The following is a 20,287-nucleotide window of genomic DNA, read 5'->3' as shown; positions in this document are numbered from 1 at the left end:
AATCCACCCTCATGCATATCCCCGCCTTACCCTTCGAAGTCACCCAGTGGAATACCGTCGAACAGACAACGCACGCAGGCGAACACGGTACAGCTTTGTGGCGCACGCAACGATTCGGCGAAATCCGCGTGCGCTTCGTCGAGTACAGCGCGGGCTATGTCGCCGATCATTGGTGTTCGAAAGGCCATGTGCTGCTGTGCCTGTCGGGTGAGCTCATCACTGAACTGGAAGACGGGCGACGGTTCGCACTGACGCCCGGCATGAGTTACCAGGTGGGCGATAACGCGCAGGCGCACCGCTCCTCCTCACCGCAAGGCGCAACGCTTTTCATTGTCGATTAAGCGACATTACATGGTTCTCCGAACCATCTCAGCAGAGCCTGTGCGGCTGCGCTAACGTCCGGAGCATCGTCACTGGCCCACGCGACGATGCCGTCCGGGCGCACCAGCAAGGCACTCAAACCCAGGCGCTCTTTCGCCTCGCCTGCCGCATACGTGACGCGCCCGCGCCAACGCTGCGCCAGCGTCTCTAGCGCAGCATTGCGCTCGAAGTCCAGCAACAATCCGCGCCCCTCGCGCAACAACACGCCAACCCGCGCTCCATCGGCCAGTTCGAAATCCGGGGCTCTGCGTCCCGCCAGCGCATGCCCCGCCGCAAAGCCTTCATCATCGTACGCGAGCGAAACGCCCCACACGCGCCCGGCGAAATACGTCGCACCGTCGCGGGTCTCGATGAGATCGCCGATGATGTCCGCAAGCGCGCGCGTAGCGGGCGTTGGCCGCATAAGCGCGACCTGCGCGCGCGACCAGTCGAGCACGCGTGCGCCCGCCGGATGGCGCTCGCGCTGATAGCTGTCGAGCAGACCGTCCGGCGCTTTGCCGCAAATCGTGGCCGCCAGTTTCCAGCCCAGATTCATCGCGTCCGCGATGCCGAGATTGAATCCCTGGCCGCCCAGCGGCGAATGAATATGCGCCGCGTCGCCCGCCAGCAGCACGCGCCCCGCGCGATAGGCCGTCGCCTGATACGCACGATCCGTCCAGGTGGTCGCGAGCAAAACGCGAGTCACGGACACCGCTTTGCCGCACACGCGACGCAGCACCGCTTGCGCATGCTCCCGCGTAATCGGCGCGCTGCGATGAAACGTGCCGCCGTCGAAATCGACCATCGCGATCGTGCCGGGTCGCGCGAAGGTGTACATTCCCGTCGCGGTGTAATGCCGCCCCGGTTGCAGCGCCTGCGGATCGGCCAGTTCGACTTCGACGGAATACCCGCTGAACTCGGGATCGGTGCCGGTGAAGCCAAAGCCGCCCGCCTTGCGGACCGCGCTACGCCCGCCATCGCAGCCGACGAGCCAGCGGCCGCGAAAGATCCGTCCGCCAGCGTGCACGGTCACCTCGGCATCTGCTGTGACAAAGGTTTCGACGCTGACACCGCGCTGGACTTCCACGCCCATCGCAATCGCCCGCCGCTCCAGCACCGTTTCGAGCGTCTCCAATGCCACCGCCATGCTGGTCCCGACGGAACCCGCAAGCCGATACGGCCACTGCGAGGCATCGATCGCGTCGTGATAAAAAGCCAGGCCTGCAAAGTGGCCCGCTGGGCGGCGCGGCTGCTGCATCCAGTGGGCGGCAGGCGTACGCGCGCTTGCTGCGTCCTGCGCCGAGCACAATTCATCAAGCAAACCGCGCCGATCCAGCGCTTCGAGCGTAGGCGCGGACAAACCGCGCATGCCAAACGGCAAACGCTTCAAGGCAGAGTGCGGACTGTGCGCCTGTTCAAGCACCAGCACCGAAAGGCCGAACAGGCGCAATTCGCAGGCGAGAAAGAGCCCGACGGGACCGGCGCCGGCAATGACGACGTCGTAAAGCTGGGAAGAACGGGAAAGAGAATGAGGCATGAACGGCTCCTGATAGTCGATTGTTCGACCGGAGCGTTCCTCCACCGGGAGCCGCACCGACGAACCACTGGACGCCCTGAAGCGTCCGCTGTTCGTCGTGGGGATCTCGTGCGCGAGGCCAAAGACCAGAGCTTTCGTTACCGAAAGGACTTGGGCTTACCAGACCAAGTCTGCCTTTTCCGACACGGCTTTATAACATCACCGCAGCTTTCTTGTCATCATATTGAAACACCCCGCGCGTTTTATTCAGGGCACAACAAAACGCGCGTCGCGGGCCGTCGATTGCGCGTACCGGGCGCCAGCCATTGCGCCGTTTTTCCGATTTTCGCCGCCGCTTATTCAACGCTCATGAACGCTCCTGCGATTCCCATCCGCCAAACGTGTCCTGCGATTGCCGTCGCCGCACGCACCATCTTCGCGCATTGGGGCCCACCGCCTCTTGTTGCACCCCGCCATCGCGCATCGATTTAGTGCTTCGCATGCGCCGGGCGCGCAGGCAGGCTGTCCGCTCCGATGCGTCGGGCATCGCCAGTAACGGACGCCGAACCCACGTAACGCCGCCCGGAGCCCTACACCGGGACTTTGCGCGCATCGGCATGGAAGTTGCATTGCCACTTTTAGCCCGATCACCCAGCGTAGCGAATAGCTGCAACGTGCACGACATGCCAGTCGTAATGGCGTGCACCGATGTTTCGATCAGGCGAATCCGCTGACGAAAGCGCAAGACGCGCGTTGGCGGACTTCAGGCGTCACCGATCGAGAGCAGCACGCTTGCGCATAACAAGCCAGCGCTGGACAGGGCACGACCTGCCAGGCAATGGCGAACGAGAGCCGCGGACGGAAGAACGGATATGACGCAAACATTCTTCAACGAGATGTTCGAGTACGGGGAATTCGATGTACGGGGCGTGGCCGCCAAGGCTTTTGCCGACACCGGCGAGCCGCGCGCGCACTACCGCGAGTTCCTCGCGTGGATGCAGGCGCAGAGCGAGCAGCAGATGCACAAGAAGCGCGCGGAAGCCGATACGATCTTCCGCCGTGTGGGCATCACCTTCGCCGTCTATGGCGAAAAAGACGTCACCGGCGCGGGCACGGAACGCACGATTCCCTTCGACGTGATCCCGCGCATCTTCCAGCGCGCGGAGTGGACCCAGCTCGAACGCGGCCTGCGCCAGCGCGTCAACGCGCTCAACCGCTTTATTCACGACATCTATCACGAGCAGGACATCGTGCGCGCGGGCATCGTCCCGGCCGAGCAGATCCTGCGCAACGCGCAATATCGCCCTGAAATGCAGGGCGTCAACGTCTCGCGCGATATCTACGCGCATATCGCCGGCATCGATATCGTGCGTGCCGGCGAGGGCGAGTTCTACGTGCTCGAAGACAATCTGCGTGTGCCTTCCGGCGTCTCGTACATGCTGGAAAACCGCAAGATGATGATGCGGCTCTTTCCCGATCTGTTCGTGCGCAACCGCATCGCGCCGGTCGCCCATTACCCGGATTTGCTGCTCGACACCTTGCGCGCCGCCGCACCCGCAGGCACGGACACGCCCACGATCGTGCTGCTCACGCCGGGCATGTACAACTCGGCCTATTTCGAGCACGCGTTCCTCGCACAGCAGATGGGCATCGAGCTGGTGGAAGGCCAGGACCTGTTCGTCGAAAACGATCATCTCTACATGCGCACCACGCAGGGTCCGCAGCGCGTGGACGTGATCTACCGGCGAGTCGACGACGATTTCCTCGATCCGCTCGCCTTCCGCGCCGATTCGACGCTGGGTGCGGCGGGTCTCATGAACGTTTATCGCAAGGGCAACGTCACGCTCTGCAATGCCGTAGGCACCGGCGTCGCCGACGACAAGTCGATCTACCCCTACGTGCCGGACATGGTGCGTTTCTATCTGGGCGAAGAGCCGATCCTCAACAACGTACCCACGTGGATGTGCCGCAAGCCCGACGATCTGCGCTACGTGCTCGATCATCTGCACGAACTGGTCGTCAAGGAAACGCACGGCGCGGGCGGCTACGGCATGTTGATCGGCCCGGCGTCGACGCGCGCGGAGATCGAAGCGTTTCGCGCGGCGCTGCTGGCGAATCCGGACAAATACATCGCGCAGCCGACGCTTTCGCTGTCCACCTGCCCCACCTGGGTCGAGAGCGGCATCGCGCCGCGCCATATCGATCTGCGCCCGTTCGTGCTCTCGGGCCAGGAAGTGCGCATGGTGCCGGGCGGCCTGACACGCGTTGCATTGCGCGAAGGGTCGCTGGTCGTCAATTCGTCCCAGGGCGGCGGCACCAAGGATACCTGGGTGCTGGAACGCTAGACATCACGCATTCGCCAACCATCAGCAATCCAGACTATCTGAATCTGCTGCACGCAAACGCACGCGCCACACCGGAGGCCCCATGCTGAGCCGCACTGCCGAACATCTGTTCTGGATGACCCGTCACACCGCGCGTGCCGATCATCTCGCGCGACTGCTGGACGCCTGCTATCAGCGCTCGCTGCTGCCCGCGCCCGACGATGCCGCGCCGCATGCCGTGCATGCAGCAAACGGCTGGCTCACGATACTCTCCACCGTGGGTCTGGCCGATCACTACCGGCTCTCGCATCGCGATATCGAGCCGGGTGAGGCGATCGCCTTCCTCGCCGCCGACGCGACGAATCCGTCCTCGATCGTCAGCAGCCTGCGCTTTGCGCGCGAGAACGCCCGCGCCGTACGCGGCTGCCTGAGCGCCGAGCTGTGGGAGACGCTCAACGCCACCTGGCTCGATCTGCAGCGTCTTATCGCGGACGGTCTGCACGAACACGATCCCTATGCGTTCTTCGAATGGGTCAAACAGCGCCTCTATCTCGCGCGCGGCGTGCAGATGGCGGCGCCCGTGCAGAACGAGACGTCCGGTTTCCTGCATCTGGGCGCCTGCGTGGAGCGCGCGGATCATATGGCGCGCACGCTCGAAGCGCACTGCGACATCCTGCAGCACGCGTTCGACTATCACGGCGCAAATGCGCTGCTGCGCGCCGTATCGGCGCATGATGCCTACCGCGAGGTCTATCGCGATGCCATCGCGCCCGCGCGCATCGCCGCGCTGCTGATCCAGTGCCAGGACTGGCCGGGTTCGCTCGCGGCAAGCGTGGAAGACATTCGCCGTCTGGCCGTGCGGCTGCGCAACGGGCAATCGGCGCAGACGGAGCGTCTCGCATCGCAGTTGTGCGAAGAAGTGCGCCAGGCGCCGCTGCACGAATGGTTTGCCGGCGGATTTGCCAGCGGGTTTGCCAGCGGGTTTGCCAGCACCCAGGGCAGCGTCGCGCTGCGCGCATGGCTTGTTGCGCTGATCGCACGCGTCAACGAACTCGCGCGCCGGGTGGGCCGCGACCTCGTGCGCCCCGCCATCCCCGAGCCCGTCGCGGCCGCCGCCTGACACGCCCCGGGCCGGGAAACGGGTAATCCGCCAATCAGGCCTGCGCCGCCGCCGAGATCACGCGATGAACGAAACGCAACTTGTCGATGACGGGCGAAGGCAGCGTGAACGGATAGCCGTCCGGCATGCCGAGGCTGCGGTTCAGGCTGTTGAGCGCGTAGGTCAGCGCAAACCAGCGCGCCTTCAGATTGTCGAAACTCGCTTCGTCGACGGGCGTCTGGTCGTTGAGGACCGGCTCGTCGGGGCTGTCGGGCAGCAGCGCGAGACCGCAGGCCGCGGCTGTGTCGAGCGTATCGACCAGATGCAGATAGTGCGCCCAGGTCTCCGCCCAATCCTCCCACGGATGCACGGACGCGTAGGCGCTCACATGGCGCTCGGCCCAATCGGGCGCGGGACCGTCGGCGTAATGCGCGGCCAGCGCCGCGGCGTAATCGGCGCGTTCGTCGCCAAAGCGCTCGCGAAACGGCTCGAGCCAGCGCGTGCCGGCCACCAGCCGGTCGAAATAAAAATGGCCGACCTCGTGCCGGAAATGCCCCAGCAAGGTGCGATACGGCTCGTGCAGCGAAACGCGCGTGCTTTCGCGATGCGCGTCGTCGGCTTCGGCGATGTTCATGGTGACAAGACCGTGGTCGTGGCCGGTGAGCACCTGCTGGCCGTCGCCCATTTCCTCCAGAAACTCGAATTGCAGGCCGTGTTCGGGGTCTTCGGCGCGCGTCGCGAGCGGCAGGCCCAGCGCGCGCAGCGTGTAGAGCAGGCGCCGCTTGGCCACTTCCAGCCGGTACCAGTAGAGCCGGTTTTCCTGCCGCGTGAGGTTGGGAATCGTGCCCGTGAACTGGCAGGCGCGGCACAGCGTATCGGCGGCGTGCGCGTCGTCGGCGGGGATCATGCCGTTGCAGATGTTCTCGACCGCGTAGTTATGGCACTGGCGAAACAGCGCGCCTTGCGCGTTGGCTTGCGCATCGGCCTGCAGACTGCGCCAGCGTCCTTCGCCCGCGTCCTCGAAGGCGTGCATTTCCCCGCTCTGCCACACGTAGCCCAGCCGCGAATCGCAGCGCTCGCAGCGGTCGTTTTCGAAGAACACCAGTTGATTGCAGTGGTCGCAGTGAAACGTCTTCATGGCCGCTTTCCTGTGGGTTGCGTCGCTGGCGCGTTGGCAACGCGATCCGGACGCACCGGGCGCACAAAGCGCACCAGCCAGACAGTCCAAGCACGCCGCGTGCCGCGCGCGCGGCGTCGGCACATTCATTGTCATCAGCATCACTCGCGCCCTGCGCATCATGGGCGCGCGTCCAGTCTTTCAATCCATCCCTGTCGAACGAGGAGTCGGGTGTGTCCATCCGTGTCGCGTTAAACCATGTCACGCAGTATCGCTATGACCGCCTCGTGCATCTTGCGCCTCATGTGGTGCGCCTGCGCCCGGCGCCGCACTGCCGCACGCCCATCCTCTCGTATTCGATGCGCGTGGAGCCCGCCGATCATTTCGTGAACTGGCAGCAGGACCCGTTCGCCAACTATCAGGCGCGCCTGGCCTTTCCGGAGCCGACGCGCGAATTCCGCGTGACGATCGATCTGGTCGCGGAAATGGCCGTCTACAACCCGTTCGACTTCTTTCTCGATCCAAGCGCCGAGCAGTTCCCCTTCGCCTACGCGCCGGAACTGGCCACCGAACTCGCGCCCTATCTGGTGCGCAGCGAGCCGACGCCGCGCTTCGCCGCCTTCGTCGAGAGTATCGACCGCACGCCGCGCGTGACGATCGATTTTCTCGTCGAACTGAACCAGCGGCTGCAGCACGAGATCGGCTATCTCATCCGCATGGAGCCGGGTGTGCAGACGCCCGAGCAAACGCTGGAAAAAGGCTCGGGCTCGTGCCGCGACACCGGCTGGCTGCTGGTGCAGACGCTGCGCCAACTGGGTCTGGCCGCGCGTTTCGTGTCGGGCTATCTGCTGCAGCTCACGCCCGACGTCAAGGCGATCGACGGCCCGCAAGGCGCCGAGGCCGATTTCACCGACCTGCACGCCTGGTGCGAAGTCTATCTGCCGGGCGCGGGCTGGATCGGCCTCGATCCGACTTCCGGGCTGCTGGCGGGCGAAGGCCATATTCCCGTGGCCTGCACGCCGGAGCCGGGCAGCGCCGCGCCGATCTCAGGTTCTCTCGACGATTGCGAGGTCGAGTTCTCGCATTCGATGACCATCAGGCGCGTGCAGGAAACGCCGCGCGTGACCCTGCCCTACACCGACGAGCAGTGGGCGCAGATGCAGGCGATGGGCGCGCAGGTGGACGCAGCGCTCGACGCCGCGGACGTGCGCCTGACGATGGGCGGCGAGCCGACCTTCGTGGCCGCCAACGATCGCGACGCGCCCGAGTGGAACACGGAGGCGCTCGGGCCCACGAAACGCCGCTACGCCATCGCGCTGATGGACAAGCTGCGCGAGCGTTACGGCTCGCTCGGCTTTTTGCATATCGGCCAGGGGAAGTGGTATCCGGGCGAGCAACTGCCGCGCTGGGCGCTCTCGCTCTACTGGCGCACTGACGGCGAGGCGTGCTGGCACGATCCGTCTCTATTCGCCGACGAGCGCGCGAGCACGCATCATACGGCCGCCGACGCGCAGCGCTTTCTCAGCCACCTGGCGGACAAGCTCGCGGTCAATGCCAGACATGTGCAGCCCGGCTACGAGGACACCTGGTACTACCTGTGGCGCGAACGCCGCCTGCCCGTGAACGTCGATCCGTTCGATTCGCGTCTGGACGACGAACTGGAGCGCGTGCGCCTGCGCCGCGTGTTCGACGCGGGCCTGGATACGGTCACGGGCTACGTGCTGCCGCTCGCGCGCGAGCAGGCATCGCCCGCCTTGCAGGGGCCGCGCTGGGTCAGCGGCCCGTGGTTCTTCCGCGACGAGCGCATGTACCTGATCCCCGGCGATTCGCCGATGGGCTACCGGCTGCCGCTCGACTCGCTGCCGTGGGTGTCGGCGGCCGATTATCCGTGGCAGCACGCGCACGATCCGTTCGCCGCGCCTGCGCCGCTGCGCAGCGCCGCTGCATTGCGCATGCAGTATCGGGGCGCGGATGGAGCGTCTGGAACGTCTGGCCAGGCTGAACTTGCGGCTGCCTTGCGCTCAAACGCAACCGGCAACACCGACGCAGACTCCACGCGACTGCCCGCACGCGGCGAATCGGCGGCGTGGATCCACCGCACGGCGCTGTGCGTCGAAGTGCGCAACCCTGCACGCGCGGCCGGCCCGCAAGCCGAAACCGCCTCCATCGGCAACGCTCAAGGCCAGTTGCATGTCTTCATGCCGCCGCTTGCCGCGCTGGACGACTACCTCGACCTGCTGGCCGCCGTCGAAGCCACCGCCGCCGATCTCGCCCTGCCCGTCGTGATCGAGGGCTATCCGCCGCCGCGCGATCCGCGCCTGAAGATGCTTCAGGTCACGCCCGACCCCGGCGTGATCGAGGTGAACATTCACCCCTCGGCGAACTGGGACGAACTGGTCGAGCGCACCGAATTTCTCTACCAGGCCGCGCACGAGACCGCGCTGTCCTCCGAGAAGTTCATGCTCGATGGCCGCCACACCGGCACCGGCGGCGGCAATCACCTGGTGCTTGGCGGCGCGACGCCCGCCGACAGCCCGTTCCTGCGCCGCCCCGACCTGCTCGCAAGCCTGGTGGCCTACTGGCACAACCATCCGTCGCTGTCGTATCTGTTCTCGGGCCTGTTTATCGGCCCGACGAGCCAGGCGCCACGCGTGGACGAAGCGCGCAACGATCAGGTCTACGAGCTTGACATCGCCTTCGCGGAAATCCAGCGCCAGGTCGATCTGCTGCGCGGCTATGGCGCGCCGGAACAAGCGGACAGCGCGCGCGTGCCGCCGTGGCTGATCGACCGCGCGCTGCGCAACATCCTCATCGACGTGACCGGCAACACGCACCGCGCCGAGTTCTGTATCGACAAGCTCTACTCGCCTGATGGCCCGACCGGGCGTCTGGGCCTGCTCGAACTGCGCGGCTTCGAAATGCCGCCGCACGCGCGCATGAGTCTCGCGCAGCAACTGCTGCTGCGCGCACTGGTCGCGCGTTTCTGGGCGAAGCCGTACACGCAGCGCCTCACGCGCTGGGGCACCGCGCTGCACGACCGCTTCATGCTGTCGACGTTCGTGCGCATGGATTTCGACGATGTGATCGCCGAAACCACGGCGGCGGGCTTCGCGCTCGATCCCGCCTGGTTCGCACCGCACTTCGAATTCCGCTTCCCGCTGGTGGGCGAGCTGCACACGGGCGGCATCGCGCTCACGCTGCGCCACGCGCTCGAACCGTGGCATGTGATGGGCGAGGAAGGCGCGGCGGGCACCACGGTGCGCTATGTCGATTCGTCGGTGGAGCGGCTGGAGGTGAGCGTGCTGGGTATCAACGAAAGCCGTCACCTCGTCACCGTCAATGGCCGCGCGCTGCCGCTGCAGCCGACCGGCCGCGCGGGCGAGAGCGTGGCGGGCGTGCGCTATCGCGCGTGGCAGCAGCCGACCTCGCTGCACCCGACCATCGGCGTGCACGCGCCGCTCACCATCGACATCGTCGATAGCTGGAGTGGCCGCGCAATCGGCGGATGCCAGTATCATGTTGCCCATCCGGGCGGTCGCAATTATCAGACGTTCCCGGTCAACGCCTACGAGGCGGAAAGCCGGCGGCGCGCGCGCTTCTTCACGGGCGGGCACACGCCAGGACCGGTCGATGCCGCGCCGCCCACGCGCAGCCTCGAATTTCCTTTCACGCTGGATTTGCGGCAGCCCTAAGTCGTTCATTGCCGCTTTTATCATCAAGCCCCACTGCGAACGCGCCCGGAACACGGGCGCGCCACATCATCTTGCCGACCCAGACCACCCTGCCGTTCGATGCCGCCGCCCATGACGATGAGGCGCGCGCGCCACTGCGCACCTTGCCGGTACGCAGCGGGCACTGGGACGAGCTGAGCGCGCCCCAGGGCGGCCTGCGCGAGCCGTGGCAGCAGTTCTTCGGCCTGCTCGACGAGGCCGGCGTGGCGGGCCTGGACAGCGCAGCGGCGTCGGTGGCGCGCCAGGTGCGCGAAAACGACATCACCTACAACGTCTACGCCGATCGGGGCGGCCCGCGCCCGTGGGCGCTCGACGTGCTGCCGCTCATCATCGGCGAGGAAGAATGGGCGCTGATCGAGCGTGGCGTGGCGCAGCGCGCGCGCCTGCTCAACGAAATCGTCGCCGATGTCTACGGGCCGCAGACGCTGCTCGCGCGCGGCCTCTTGCCGCCCGCGCTGGTGTTCGGCCATCCGGGCTATCTGCGCGCCGTGAAAGGCTTCGTGCCGCCTGACCGGCAGTATCTGCAGATTGTTGCGCTGGACCTCGCGCGCTCGCCCGCCGGGCAGTGGACCGTGGTCTCGCACCGCACGGAAGCGCCTTCGGGACTCGGCTATCTGCTGGAAAACCGGCTGATCGTCTCCAGCCTGTTCGCCGAGCCGTTTCGCGCGATGCGCGTGCATCGGCTCGCGCCCTCGTACTCGCAACTGGTCGCGACGCTCGCGGCGGCGGCGCGCACGCTGATGGCCAACGGCCCAGACGACGGGCGCGGCGCGAACGCCTCGCCGCATATCGTGCTGCTCACGCCCGGGCCGTACAGCGAAACGTATTTCGAGCACGTCTTTCTCGCGCGCTATCTGGGCCTCACGCTGGTCGAGGGCAAGGACCTGACCGTACGCAACGACATGCTCTATCTCAAGACGCTCGGCGGTCTTGAGCGCGTGCACGCGGTGCTGCGCCGACTGGACGACACCTTCTGCGACCCCGTCGAACTACGCGCCGATTCGACCATCGGCGTGCCGGGGCTGTTGCAGGTGATGCGCGCGGGCAATGTGATGGTGTCGAACGTGCCGGGCGCGGGCTTCGCCGAATCGCCCGCGCTGCACGGCTTCATGCCCGCGATGGCGCAGGCGCTGCTGGGCGAGCCGCTGGTGCTGCCGGGCGTCTCGACATGGTGGTGCGGCGAGGACGCCGCCTGGCAGGACGCCCAGGCGCAAATGGACGACGCCTTGCTGCTGCCGACCTGGCCGCGCGGCCAGATGGGCACGCAGCAAAGCCCGCCACCGGGCCTCGCCGCCGGACCGCAATCGCTGGCCGACTGGCGCGAACGCATCGAACGCCTGCCCGACGCCTTCACGATCCAGCAGCCGTTGCGCTACAGCTACACGCCGCGTTACGAGAGCGGCGCGGGCATGCTCGGCGCGCGTCCGGCCGTGCTGCGCGTCTACGCCATCGCCGACCCGCAATGCGGCTGGCGCGTGCTGCCGGGCGGTTTCACGCGCCTCGCCGCCGAACATCAGGAATCGGTGTCGATGCAGGCGGGCGGCAGCAGCGTCGACACCTGGGTGCTGTCGAGCCAGCCCGGCACGGCTTTCTCGATGCTGCCACGGCCGATGCAACCCGGCGATCTGCGCCGCGAACAGCGGCGCGTGCCGAGCCGCGCCGCCGAAAACCTGTTCTGGGCCGGGCGCTACGGCGAGCGCGCCGAAAACGGCGTGCGCCTGTGCCGCCTGATCCTCGGCTCGCTCGAAGGCAGCGACGCGGGCGAACTGTCCGGGACCTTCATTGAACTGGCGGCCGCGAGCGGTCTCGTGCCAGCGGCTAGCGGTGACGTGCGGCGCGGCCTGGACACGTTCGAGCGCGTGCTGGTGGCCAATCTGCACGAGAACGCGCGTAGCGCCAGCATCGGCCAGACGCTTGCGGGCCAGGCGTACGCCTGCGGCGAAATTCGCGGCCGCCTGTCGAGCGACCACTGGCGCAACGTGCTGGCCTCGCGCAACGACTTCCGCGACGCGCTGCAGGCCTTGTCGCTTGCGCCTGCCTCCGCGTCGGCCTCGCCTTCCGCGCGCGACGACGGCGTCACGCCGCTGCGCCGCGCCACGCCCTACGACCGCGTCGCGCTGATCCGCGCGCTCGACACCCTGACGACACAACTGAGCGCCATCAGCGGCTGCCAGGGCGACCGCATGACCCGCGACGAAGCGTGGCGCCTGCTGTTCGCGGGCCGCCATATCGAGCGCGTCGCGGCCATGGCGACGATGCTGCGCATCGCCGCACAGGAGCGCACGCTCGCCACGCCCGCTGGCTTCGACGTCATGCTGCAACTGTTCGACAGCACGCTCACCTATCGCTCGCTTTATCCCGGACGCCTCGAAGTGCCCGCCCTGCTCGACCTGATCGTCACCGATCCCACCAATCCGCGCGGCCTCTATGGCGTGTACGGGCGCTTGCGCACGCGCCTCGACGAAATCGCGCAGGCCGCGGGCGGCCCGCGCCGCGAACCATTCGCCGCGCAACTGCCGCCCATCGAAGCATTGCCCACGCTAGAGGCCCTTTGTGAACCCGGCGACGACGACCGCTATCCCGCGCTGGTCGCGCTGTGCGAGAGCCTCGCCGCACGCATGGCCGCCACGTCGAACGAAATCAGCGCACGCTGGTTCAGCCACGCCACGCCGCCCGCTGCGCAGGTGTGGTCATGAGCGGCACGCGCCTGACGGTCACGCACCGCACGACGTATCGCTATTCGACGCCGGTCGAAACCGCCCAGCATCTTGCGACGATCAAGCCGCTCGAATTGCCTTGGCAGCGCGTGCTCGCTTATCAATCGACGATCGAGCCTGTGCCGTCGTACCGGACGAGCCGATGCGACGCATTCGGCAACGAAGTGCTGTATTTCTCGTTCGACGCGCCGCATAGCGATCTGCAGATGACGAGCGAAACCACCGTGCTGCTGGCGCCACGATATGAGGCACTGGATGTTGCGGCTACGCCTGCGTGGGAAAGCGTGGCTCATACGCTGCGCTATGAAGCGGGCGGCGCATTTCATCCGGAGTCCGAATTTTGTTTCGCATCGCCGAATATTGCGTTGCTGCCCGCGTTGCGTGCGTATGCGCTTGAAAGTTTCAAGCCGGATGCAAGCGTGCTGGATGGCGCGATCGACCTGATGCATCGCATTCACGCAGACTTCGCCTATCGCCCAACGGCGACGGCATTCGACACGCCCGCCGCGCGCGCGTTCGAGTTGCGTCACGGCGTTTGCCAGGATTTTGCTCAGGTGATGATCGGGTGTTTGCGCTCGATTGGGCTGGCGGCGCGTTATGTCAGCGGTTATCTGCGCAACGATCCGCCCGCGGGCGCACCGCCGATGATCGGCGCGGATGCGTCACATGCGTGGGTTTCGCTTCATGTGCCGACGGTGGGCTGGGTCGATCTCGATCCCACCAACGATGTGCTCGCCGACCAAGGGCATGTGACTCTGGCGATCGGGCGTGATTACACCGATGTTTCGTTGCTGCGTGGCGTGATCCTGGGCGGCGGCGCGCACGAGGTTGAAGTGGCGGTGCGGGTGAAGGGGGAGTGAACACTGCCCTATGCAATACTGCCCCCACGCCCTTCCAGGAGACACCCACATGCAACGCCCGAGCTTCATCAAGCACTGGACCGAGCTGGAGGAATCCAACGCCGGCCACTACGCAAACGACACGGAACCGATGGGCCTGGACTCACCGTTGTCGCAGCAACTGGGACTCACGCGCATCGGCATCCATCACGTTCGTTTGCTACCGGGACGCAGAACCTCCTACCCGCACGCTGAAAGCGCGGAAGAAGAATTCGTCCACGTAGTAGAAGGCACGCCGGATGTGTGGATCGACGGTCATCTGCATCGCCTTCAGCCCGGCGACTCCGTGGCGTTTCCCGCAGGCACCGGCATCTGCCACAGCTTCCTGAATAACACGAGCGAGGAAGTGCGCCTGATCGTCATCGGCGAGCCGTCGAAGCCGGAAAATCGCATTCGCTATCCGCTCAACGCAACTTACGAAGCCACGCGCAAAGACAAATGGACCGACTGGCCGGACAGGCCACTCGGTCCACATGACGGAAAAGCGAAGGTCGAATAAATCAATCATCGACCTTCACAACGCCGCAAAACTCAGGCGAGATCGAAACGGTCCAGGTTCATCACCTTGGTCCAGGCCGCGACGAAGTCCTTGACGAACTTCTCCTTCGCGTCGGCGCTCGCATAGACTTCCGCGAGCGCACGCAGCACGGCGTTCGAGCCGAACACCAGATCGGCGCGCGTGCCGGTGTACTTCACTTCACCGCTCTTGCGCTCGCGCCCTTCAAAGCGTTCCGACGAACCATCGACTGCCTTCCACGCCGTGCCCATGTCGAGCAGATTGACGAAGAAGTCGTTGCTGAGCACGCCCGGCTTGTCGGTCAGAACGCCATCCTGGCTGCCGTCGGCGTTGGCGCCCAACACGCGCAGGCCGCCGATCAGCACCGTCAGTTCCGGCGCGGTAAGCGTGAGTTGCTGCGCCTTGTCGATCAGCAGGGTCTCGGTCGAAGGGCCGTCCTGCACCGCACGATAGTTGCGGAATCCATCAGCCTTCGGTTCGAGCACGTTCACCGATTCCACATCGGTCTGATCCTGGCGCGCATCCACGCGGCCCGCCACGAAGGGCACGGAGACCTTCACGCCCGCCGCTTCGGCGGCCTGCTCGATACCGACCACACCAGCCAGCACGATCACATCGGCGAGCGACACCTTGCCCGACGCCTGCTGGATCGCCTGCAGCTTGGGCAGCACAGCAATCGCACCCTTGTTGACGTCCCAGTCCTTCTGCGGCGCGAGCGCAATGCGCGCGCCGTTGGCGCCGCCGCGCTTGTCGCCGCCACGGAACGTCGATGCCGACGCCCACGCGATCGATACCAGTTCGCTCACCGACAGGCCGGACGCAGCGATCTTCGCCTTCACATCGGCGATATCGGCAGCGCTCGGGTGATGCAGCGGCGCCGGCAGCGGGTCCTGCCAGAGCAGATCCTGCGCGGGCACTTCCGGGCCGAGGTAGCGCGCCTTCGGGCCCATGTCGCGGTGCGTCAGCTTGAACCAGGCGCGCGCAAACGCTTCGCTGAACGCCTGCGGATCGTCGAGGAAGCGACGCGAAATCTTTTCGAATTCCGGGTCGAAGCGCAGCGTGAGGTCGGTGACCAGCATGGTAGGCTTACGCTTTTTCGACGGGTCGAACGGATCGGGGATGATGTCCGGCGCGTCCTTGGCTTCGAACTGGATCGCGCCAGCCGGGCTGCGCGTTTGCACCCATTCGTACTTGAAAAGGTTTTCAAAGAAGTGGTTGCTCCACTGCGTGGGCGTCTGCGTCCAGACCACTTCGAGGCCCGAGGTGATCGCATCCGCGCCCGCGCCCGAGCCGTAACTGCTGGTCCAGCCCAGGCCCTGCGCTTCGAGCGGCGAGGCTTCCGGATCCGTGCTCACGTGCTCCGCGGACCCTGCTCCGTGAGTCTTGCCGAGCGTGTGGCCGCCGGCGATCAGCGCGACGATTTCCTCATCGTCCATCGCCATGTTGCCGAAGGTCGCGCGAATCGCGGGCGCCGCCGACACCGGGTCGCCGCTGGCGTTCGGACCTTCAGGGTTCACGTAGATCAGGCCCATTTCCGTGGCCGAAAGCGGATTCTTCGCAAGCGTCTCCGGATTGCGGTGCGTGAGCCACTTCTTTTCAGTGCCCCAGTTCACATCCATGTCCGGTTCCCAGACGTCTTCACGGCCAGCCGCGAAACCGAAGGTGCGGAAGCCCGCGTTTTCCAGCGCGACGTTACCGGCCAGCACGATCAGGTCGGCCCAGGAAATCTTCTGGCCGTACTTCTGTTTGACCGGCCAAAGCAGGCGGCGCGCCTTGTCGAGACTGACGTTGTCGGGCCAGGAATTGAGCGGCGCAAAGCGCTGCTGGCCACGGCCCGCGCCACCGCGGCCATCGGCCATGCGGTAGGTGCCGGCGCTATGCCAGGCCATGCGGATAAAGAGACCGGCGTAGCTGCCCCAGTCGGCGGGCCACCACTCCTGCGAGTCGGTCAGCGTCTTGCGCAGATCTGATTTGAGTGCGCTGTAGTCGAGCTTCTTGAACTCCGCGCGATAGTCAAAGCTTTCGTCCAACGGGTTCGAGCGGCTGGAATGCTGATTGAGCAAGTCGACGCGCAGCTGGTTGGGCCACCAGTCGAGGTTCGCAGTGCCGCCGCCGGCGATCGGCTTGGCAGCGGCGTGGAACGGGCATTTGGCTTCATCGGGTGTGGGTGTATCGATGGGCGTGCTCATGTGTACTCCATTCGCGTGGGGGAACGCCGTAATATAGCCGTTACTGAAAACAGACCCCAATTGAACGTCTGTATGCGAGCGATAGGTCCTCAATACATGGAAGCCAGCGGGCGCGCTTCGGGCTTCTTCTTCGTCCCTGACTGACTGCCCTCGCGCGCACTTTCCAGGCGGTCGAGACGGCCCAGCAGTTCCTTCGCCTGTTTGTCGATATGCATGGGCAACAGCGGCATGACCTGGATTGCCCTCACCCGGGCGCGCCAATACCCCAGACTGATGACGGCATTGGCCTCGGTCTGACGCACGAAGTCAGCCGAGCGCTCGAGATAGCCGAGAACATTGCGGATGTGCTGCAGATCCCGCTCTGCGAATTCAAAGCTCACGATGGATTCCCCGTTATTGGTATCGGTTTGAACCGTATGTTGGCGCGAGACGCTACCGGCGCGAACGCGACCACTGCAACCAGTCGTGATGATCGAGATTGCGTAAAAGATCGGCGCGCCGACGCTCGCGGCGATAGTGCGCGACAACACCCACTGCGGCGATAAAGAGCACGATCGTGCCCACGCCCATACCCAGCCAGGACTGTTCCACTTCAGCCTCCTCGGGTTATCCGTCGATTGGTCGGGATCGACGCCGCGCCTGCACGGGCGGCAAGCAACGTTGTTACGCAGCGCGCGCGAAAGCCCGCAAGATGGCGTCTCCACGCGCGGTCACGCGCAGGATCGGCTGACCGGATTCCGGCGGCTCGAGCGCAACCAGTTGCAGATCGCGCAGCGTACCCAGTTCGACGCAATCAGGCTCGATGTGCTCAGAGGCGGCCTTGAGCAGCAGCAACGTGGAAAGTTCGTGGTGGCTTAGCATGGCGTCTCCTTCGCCAACATCGGACACGCTGCCGCGCCTGCGTTCGCGTGCATGACAAGGCATGCAACGTACAAGGTGGCAGAGTGATTTTCTTCAGGATTACTCATGAACAGGCTCCAGGGGAGTCGTCAAAATCCGGTCGCTGCCACGGCGACCGATGATCGGCCTGGTGTCTATGTGCGATCCAGACACCCCTTCGCCGATCTAGAGATTTCATTCTAACTTTGTTAAATCGTGGGTTTTATGACTCACTATCCAGGACATTCCCCAATGTTCTGACAGGGTCTGCTGAGCGTGATCGCCAGGCGGGCTGAACAACACGTTTTAGCAAACAGAAAAGAAACATCCGGCCAAAAATGCACCGGATGTTTTTTCGATGGGCGATGGGCGCCGAGCTTTGCGAGCCTTATTTCCCGGCGTTTTCCGCGATGATGCGGGCGATTTCCGCATCGGCTTCGTCGCCGTACTTCTCGAACACATTGGTCTGGTAGACCGTATTCTGGGCGTTGCCGAGCTGGCTGCCGGAATCGTCCTTGATATTCACGTCCACCTGCATCGACAGGCCGATGCGCAGCGGGTGCTTTTCCAGTTCGGCCGGGTCGAGCGCGACGCGCACCGGCAGGCGCTGGACCACCTTGATCCAGTTACCCGTCGCGTTCTGCGCCGGCAGCAGCGAGAACGCCGAACCCGTCCCTGCCGAGAAACCCACCACCTTGCCGTGATAGACCACCGACGAGCCGTACACGTCGGCCGTCATCTCGACCGGCTGGCCGATACGCATGTGCTTGAGCTGGACTTCCTTGAAGTTCGCGTCGACCCACACCGCGTTCAGCGGCACCACCGACATCAGCGGCGTACCCGGCGAGACACGCTGGCCGACCTGCACCGAACGCTTCGCCACATAACCCGTGACCGGCGCGGGCAGCATGTTGCGTGCGTTCGCCAGATACGCATCGCGCACGCGGGCGGCGGCGGCCATCACATTGGGATGATCGGCGATCGTCGTGTTGGCGGTGAGCGCGCGGTTGGCGGCGAGTTGCTGCTGCGCGGCGTCGAGCGCGGCTTGTGCGCTCTTCACCGTGTCGCTGGCATGCGAAACCTCTTCCTGCGAAACCGCGCCCGTCTGCGCGACCTGCATACGGCGGCGCAGATCGTCCTGCGCGCGGGAAAGGTCGGCCTGACGCACGGCCACTTGCGCTTCGTACTGGCTGTCGTCGGCAAAGAGGCCGCGCACCTGGCGCACCGTCTGGCCCAGGTTGGCTTCGGCCTGCTGGAGCGCGATGCGCGAATCAGCCGGATCGAGTTGCACCAGCGGCTCGCCTATCTTGACCGTCTGCGTATCGTCGGCGTTCACGGCGATCACCGTGCCGGTCACTTGAGGCGTGATCTGCACGACGTTACCGTTGACGTAAGCATCATCGGTGTCTTCGCTAAAACGCGCGACGAGGAAGTAGTACACGCCATAAGCGATCGCGGCTATCACGACGACGAGCACCAGCAGCGTCATCATGCGCTTGCGCTTGCGCTTGCCGTTTTGTTCGGTGCCCTGCTCTTCTGCGACAGGCCGTTGTGCGGTGTTCATTTCGGGTTTCTCTTGTGTGGTGTGTTCTATCGCTGCGTCGGGTTCGCGGCGGTCGTCGTCTGCACGTTGGCGCCGCTCCACGGGGCACCGTTCGCGCCCTTCGCTTCGCTGCCGACCTGCGCGGGCGCCACGAGGTTCACGTCGTGTGCGTCATGCGCGTCGAAGCCGCCGCCCAGCGCCTTGATGAGCGCCATCTGCTGGTCGCGGCGCTGTGCCTTGAGACTCGTGACCGTCTGCTCGGAAGCGAGGCGGTTCTGGTCGGCGTTGAGCACCTGCAATTGCTCAGAAAGGCCAGCCTTGTAGCGGATCACGGCAAGCTGATAGGCCTTGGTCGACGCATCGAGTGCGTTCTGTGCATCGACAAGCTGCTTGTCCGCCGAGCGGATCGACGAGACTGTGGTCGCCACGTCCTGGAACGCGCCGATCAGCGTCTGGTTGTAGTTCGCCACATCCAGGTCGAAGTCGGCGTAGCGGCCCTTCAACTGCGCGCGCAATGCGCCCGCGTCGAAGATAGGCAGATGCACGGCCGGGCCGATGCTCATCTGGCGGCTCGTGAAGTTGAGGAATCGGCCCCAACCGAACGCGTCAAACCCGAAACCGGCGGCCAGATTCACATCCGGGTAAAACTCGGCTTTCGCTTCCTTGACGTCATGCATCGCGGCTTCCACTTGCCAGCGCGCAGCGACGATGTCCGGACGACGCGCCACCAGGTCGGCGGGCAGGTTGTCGGGCAAGGCGATGGGCGCAGTCGGATTCAGAACCGGATTGGCGATCTGCAGGCCGCGATCCGGACCCTTGCCGAGCAGCGCGCCCAATTGATAGCGCACCGTTTCGATCTGGCCGTCGATCTGCGTGAGATTGGCCTGGCTCGTCGCGATGTTACCGTTGGCGGTCTGACGCTCGACGTTGGTGTCGAGGCCCGCCACCACGCGGCCATTCGTGATGTTGCCGATGGTCTTGCGGTTGCCGATTTCACGCGCGGCGATGTCGCGCAGCGCATAGAGCTGGGCCAACTGGTTATACGTACGAGCCACCGAAGAAGCCAGCGTGATACGCGCCTGCTCCATATCGGCCTGCGCCGCGCGCTGCTGGGAAACCGCCTGCGCCAGACGCTGGCGATTCTTGCCCCACAGATCCAGATCCCACGAGGCACTGGCCAGCGCGTTATTCTCGCTATACCAGTTGCCGCCGTAGGGACTCGGATAAAGCGCGTTCGACGAATACAACTCACGTGTCCACGAATAGCTGGCGTTGACCTTGGGCGCGAGTGCCGCCTTCGAGGTATCGATATACGACGACGCCTTGGCGATACGCGCCTGCGCCTGCGCGATGCTCGGGCTGCCTTCGAGCGCCTCGTCGATCAGCTTCGGCAGTT

At 65.3% G+C, this 20,287-nt stretch carries 15 protein-coding genes; 7 read left to right on the top strand and 8 right to left on the bottom strand.

Annotated features, from left to right (window positions below):
• Window positions 1–11: 11 nt before the first annotated feature.
• A complete protein-coding gene (locus tag VG320_RS03990) occupies window positions 12–341 on the top strand; it encodes a DHCW motif cupin fold protein (protein ID WP_327198854.1) in 330 nt (109 codons plus the stop codon).
• Here the strand turns inward: VG320_RS03990 and VG320_RS03985 are convergent.
• On the bottom strand, window positions 338–1,897 hold the full coding sequence (locus tag VG320_RS03985; RefSeq protein ID WP_327198853.1) for an FAD-dependent monooxygenase: 1,560 nt from the start codon (window positions 1,895–1,897) through the stop codon (window positions 338–340). The two genes, VG320_RS03990 and VG320_RS03985, sit on opposite strands and share 4 nt — an antisense overlap.
• Before the next feature lie 851 nt (window positions 1,898–2,748).
• Between VG320_RS03985 and VG320_RS03980 the strand changes: the two genes are divergently transcribed.
• Together VG320_RS03980 and VG320_RS03975 are read left to right on the top strand one after the other, a co-directional pair.
• Window positions 2,749–4,221 (top strand): circularly permuted type 2 ATP-grasp protein, encoded by a 1,473-nt coding sequence (locus tag VG320_RS03980; RefSeq protein WP_327198852.1) that lies wholly within the window; start codon window positions 2,749–2,751, stop codon window positions 4,219–4,221.
• Between the two features lie 82 nt (window positions 4,222–4,303).
• Window positions 4,304–5,320: an alpha-E domain-containing protein gene (locus VG320_RS03975; protein WP_327198851.1), complete on the top strand. Its 1,017-nt coding sequence runs from the start codon at window positions 4,304–4,306 to the stop codon at window positions 5,318–5,320.
• Window positions 5,321–5,354: 34 nt separating this feature from the next.
• On the opposite strand, the gene VG320_RS03970 is transcribed toward VG320_RS03975, so the two are convergent.
• Window positions 5,355–6,437, bottom strand: a complete 1,083-nt coding sequence (locus VG320_RS03970) for a zinc-binding metallopeptidase family protein (protein WP_327198850.1) — start codon at window positions 6,435–6,437, stop codon at window positions 5,355–5,357.
• A 212-nt stretch (window positions 6,438–6,649) separates the two neighbouring features.
• On the opposite strand from VG320_RS03970, the gene VG320_RS03965 reads away from it, so the two are divergent.
• The 4 genes from VG320_RS03965 (at window position 6,650) to VG320_RS03950 (ending at window position 14,262) form a co-directional block, all read left to right on the top strand.
• Window positions 6,650–10,108, top strand: a complete 3,459-nt coding sequence (locus tag VG320_RS03965; RefSeq protein ID WP_327198849.1) for a transglutaminase family protein — start codon at window positions 6,650–6,652, stop codon at window positions 10,106–10,108.
• 71 nt (window positions 10,109–10,179) lie between these two features.
• Window positions 10,180–12,843, top strand: coding sequence for a circularly permuted type 2 ATP-grasp protein (locus VG320_RS03960; RefSeq protein WP_327198848.1), 2,664 nt, complete (start codon window positions 10,180–10,182; stop codon window positions 12,841–12,843).
• Window positions 12,840–13,724 carry a transglutaminase family protein gene (locus VG320_RS03955; protein ID WP_327198847.1) on the top strand — a complete coding sequence of 295 codons (885 nt, stop codon included), beginning with the start codon at window positions 12,840–12,842 and terminating at the stop codon, window positions 13,722–13,724. Before VG320_RS03960 ends, VG320_RS03955 begins: the two co-directional genes overlap by 4 nt.
• Before the next feature lie 49 nt (window positions 13,725–13,773).
• On the top strand, window positions 13,774–14,262 hold the full coding sequence (locus VG320_RS03950) for a cupin domain-containing protein (RefSeq protein WP_327198846.1): 489 nt from the start codon (window positions 13,774–13,776) through the stop codon (window positions 14,260–14,262).
• A 32-nt stretch (window positions 14,263–14,294) separates the two neighbouring features.
• Here the strand turns inward: VG320_RS03950 and katG are convergent, their stop codons facing one another.
• The 6 genes from katG to VG320_RS03920 form a co-directional block, all read right to left on the bottom strand.
• On the bottom strand, window positions 14,295–16,469 hold the full coding sequence (gene katG / locus VG320_RS03945; RefSeq protein ID WP_327198845.1) for a catalase/peroxidase HPI: 2,175 nt from the start codon (window positions 16,467–16,469) through the stop codon (window positions 14,295–14,297).
• Between the two features lie 89 nt (window positions 16,470–16,558).
• Window positions 16,559–16,849 (bottom strand): hypothetical protein, encoded by a 291-nt coding sequence (locus tag VG320_RS03940; RefSeq protein WP_327198844.1) that lies wholly within the window; start codon window positions 16,847–16,849, stop codon window positions 16,559–16,561.
• Between the two features lie 52 nt (window positions 16,850–16,901).
• Window positions 16,902–17,060, bottom strand: coding sequence for a hypothetical protein (locus VG320_RS03935; RefSeq protein WP_327198843.1), 159 nt, complete (start codon window positions 17,058–17,060; stop codon window positions 16,902–16,904).
• Window positions 17,061–17,132: 72 nt separating this feature from the next.
• Window positions 17,133–17,330 carry a hypothetical protein gene (locus VG320_RS03930; RefSeq protein WP_327198842.1) on the bottom strand — a complete coding sequence of 66 codons (198 nt, stop codon included), beginning with the start codon at window positions 17,328–17,330 and terminating at the stop codon, window positions 17,133–17,135.
• A 406-nt stretch (window positions 17,331–17,736) separates the two neighbouring features.
• Entirely contained in the window at window positions 17,737–18,912 is a 1,176-nt protein-coding gene (locus tag VG320_RS03925; RefSeq protein ID WP_327198841.1) for an EmrA/EmrK family multidrug efflux transporter periplasmic adaptor subunit, read from the bottom strand.
• A gap of 26 nt (window positions 18,913–18,938) precedes the next feature.
• Window positions 18,939–20,287, bottom strand: a 1,349-nt coding sequence (locus VG320_RS03920) for an efflux transporter outer membrane subunit (protein ID WP_327198840.1), incomplete at its 5' end; no start/stop codon positions are given.

The sequence above is a fragment of the Paraburkholderia sp. genome, assembly GCF_035948235.1.
Lineage (GTDB): Bacteria > Pseudomonadota > Gammaproteobacteria > Burkholderiales > Burkholderiaceae > Paraburkholderia.
The sequence above is the reverse complement of the archived record's forward strand: the minus strand, read 5'-3'. Positions and strand labels throughout refer to the sequence as shown.

Coding starts and splice junctions, on each gene's coding strand:
- VG320_RS03925 (WP_327198841.1), bottom strand. CDS start 18,912: ATGAACACCGCACAACGGCCTGTCGCAGAAGAGCAGGGCACCGAACAA.
- VG320_RS03985 (WP_327198853.1), bottom strand. CDS start 1,897: ATGCCTCATTCTCTTTCCCGTTCTTCCCAGCTTTACGACGTCGTCATT.
- VG320_RS03955 (WP_327198847.1), top strand. CDS start 12,840: ATGAGCGGCACGCGCCTGACGGTCACGCACCGCACGACGTATCGCTAT.
- katG (WP_327198845.1), bottom strand. CDS start 16,469: ATGAGCACGCCCATCGATACACCCACACCCGATGAAGCCAAATGCCCG.
- VG320_RS03970 (WP_327198850.1), bottom strand. CDS start 6,437: ATGAAGACGTTTCACTGCGACCACTGCAATCAACTGGTGTTCTTCGAA.
- VG320_RS03975 (WP_327198851.1), top strand. CDS start 4,304: ATGCTGAGCCGCACTGCCGAACATCTGTTCTGGATGACCCGTCACACC.
- VG320_RS03990 (WP_327198854.1), top strand. CDS start 12: ATGCATATCCCCGCCTTACCCTTCGAAGTCACCCAGTGGAATACCGTC.
- VG320_RS03980 (WP_327198852.1), top strand. CDS start 2,749: ATGACGCAAACATTCTTCAACGAGATGTTCGAGTACGGGGAATTCGAT.
- VG320_RS03930 (WP_327198842.1), bottom strand. CDS start 17,330: ATGCTAAGCCACCACGAACTTTCCACGTTGCTGCTGCTCAAGGCCGCC.
- VG320_RS03950 (WP_327198846.1), top strand. CDS start 13,774: ATGCAACGCCCGAGCTTCATCAAGCACTGGACCGAGCTGGAGGAATCC.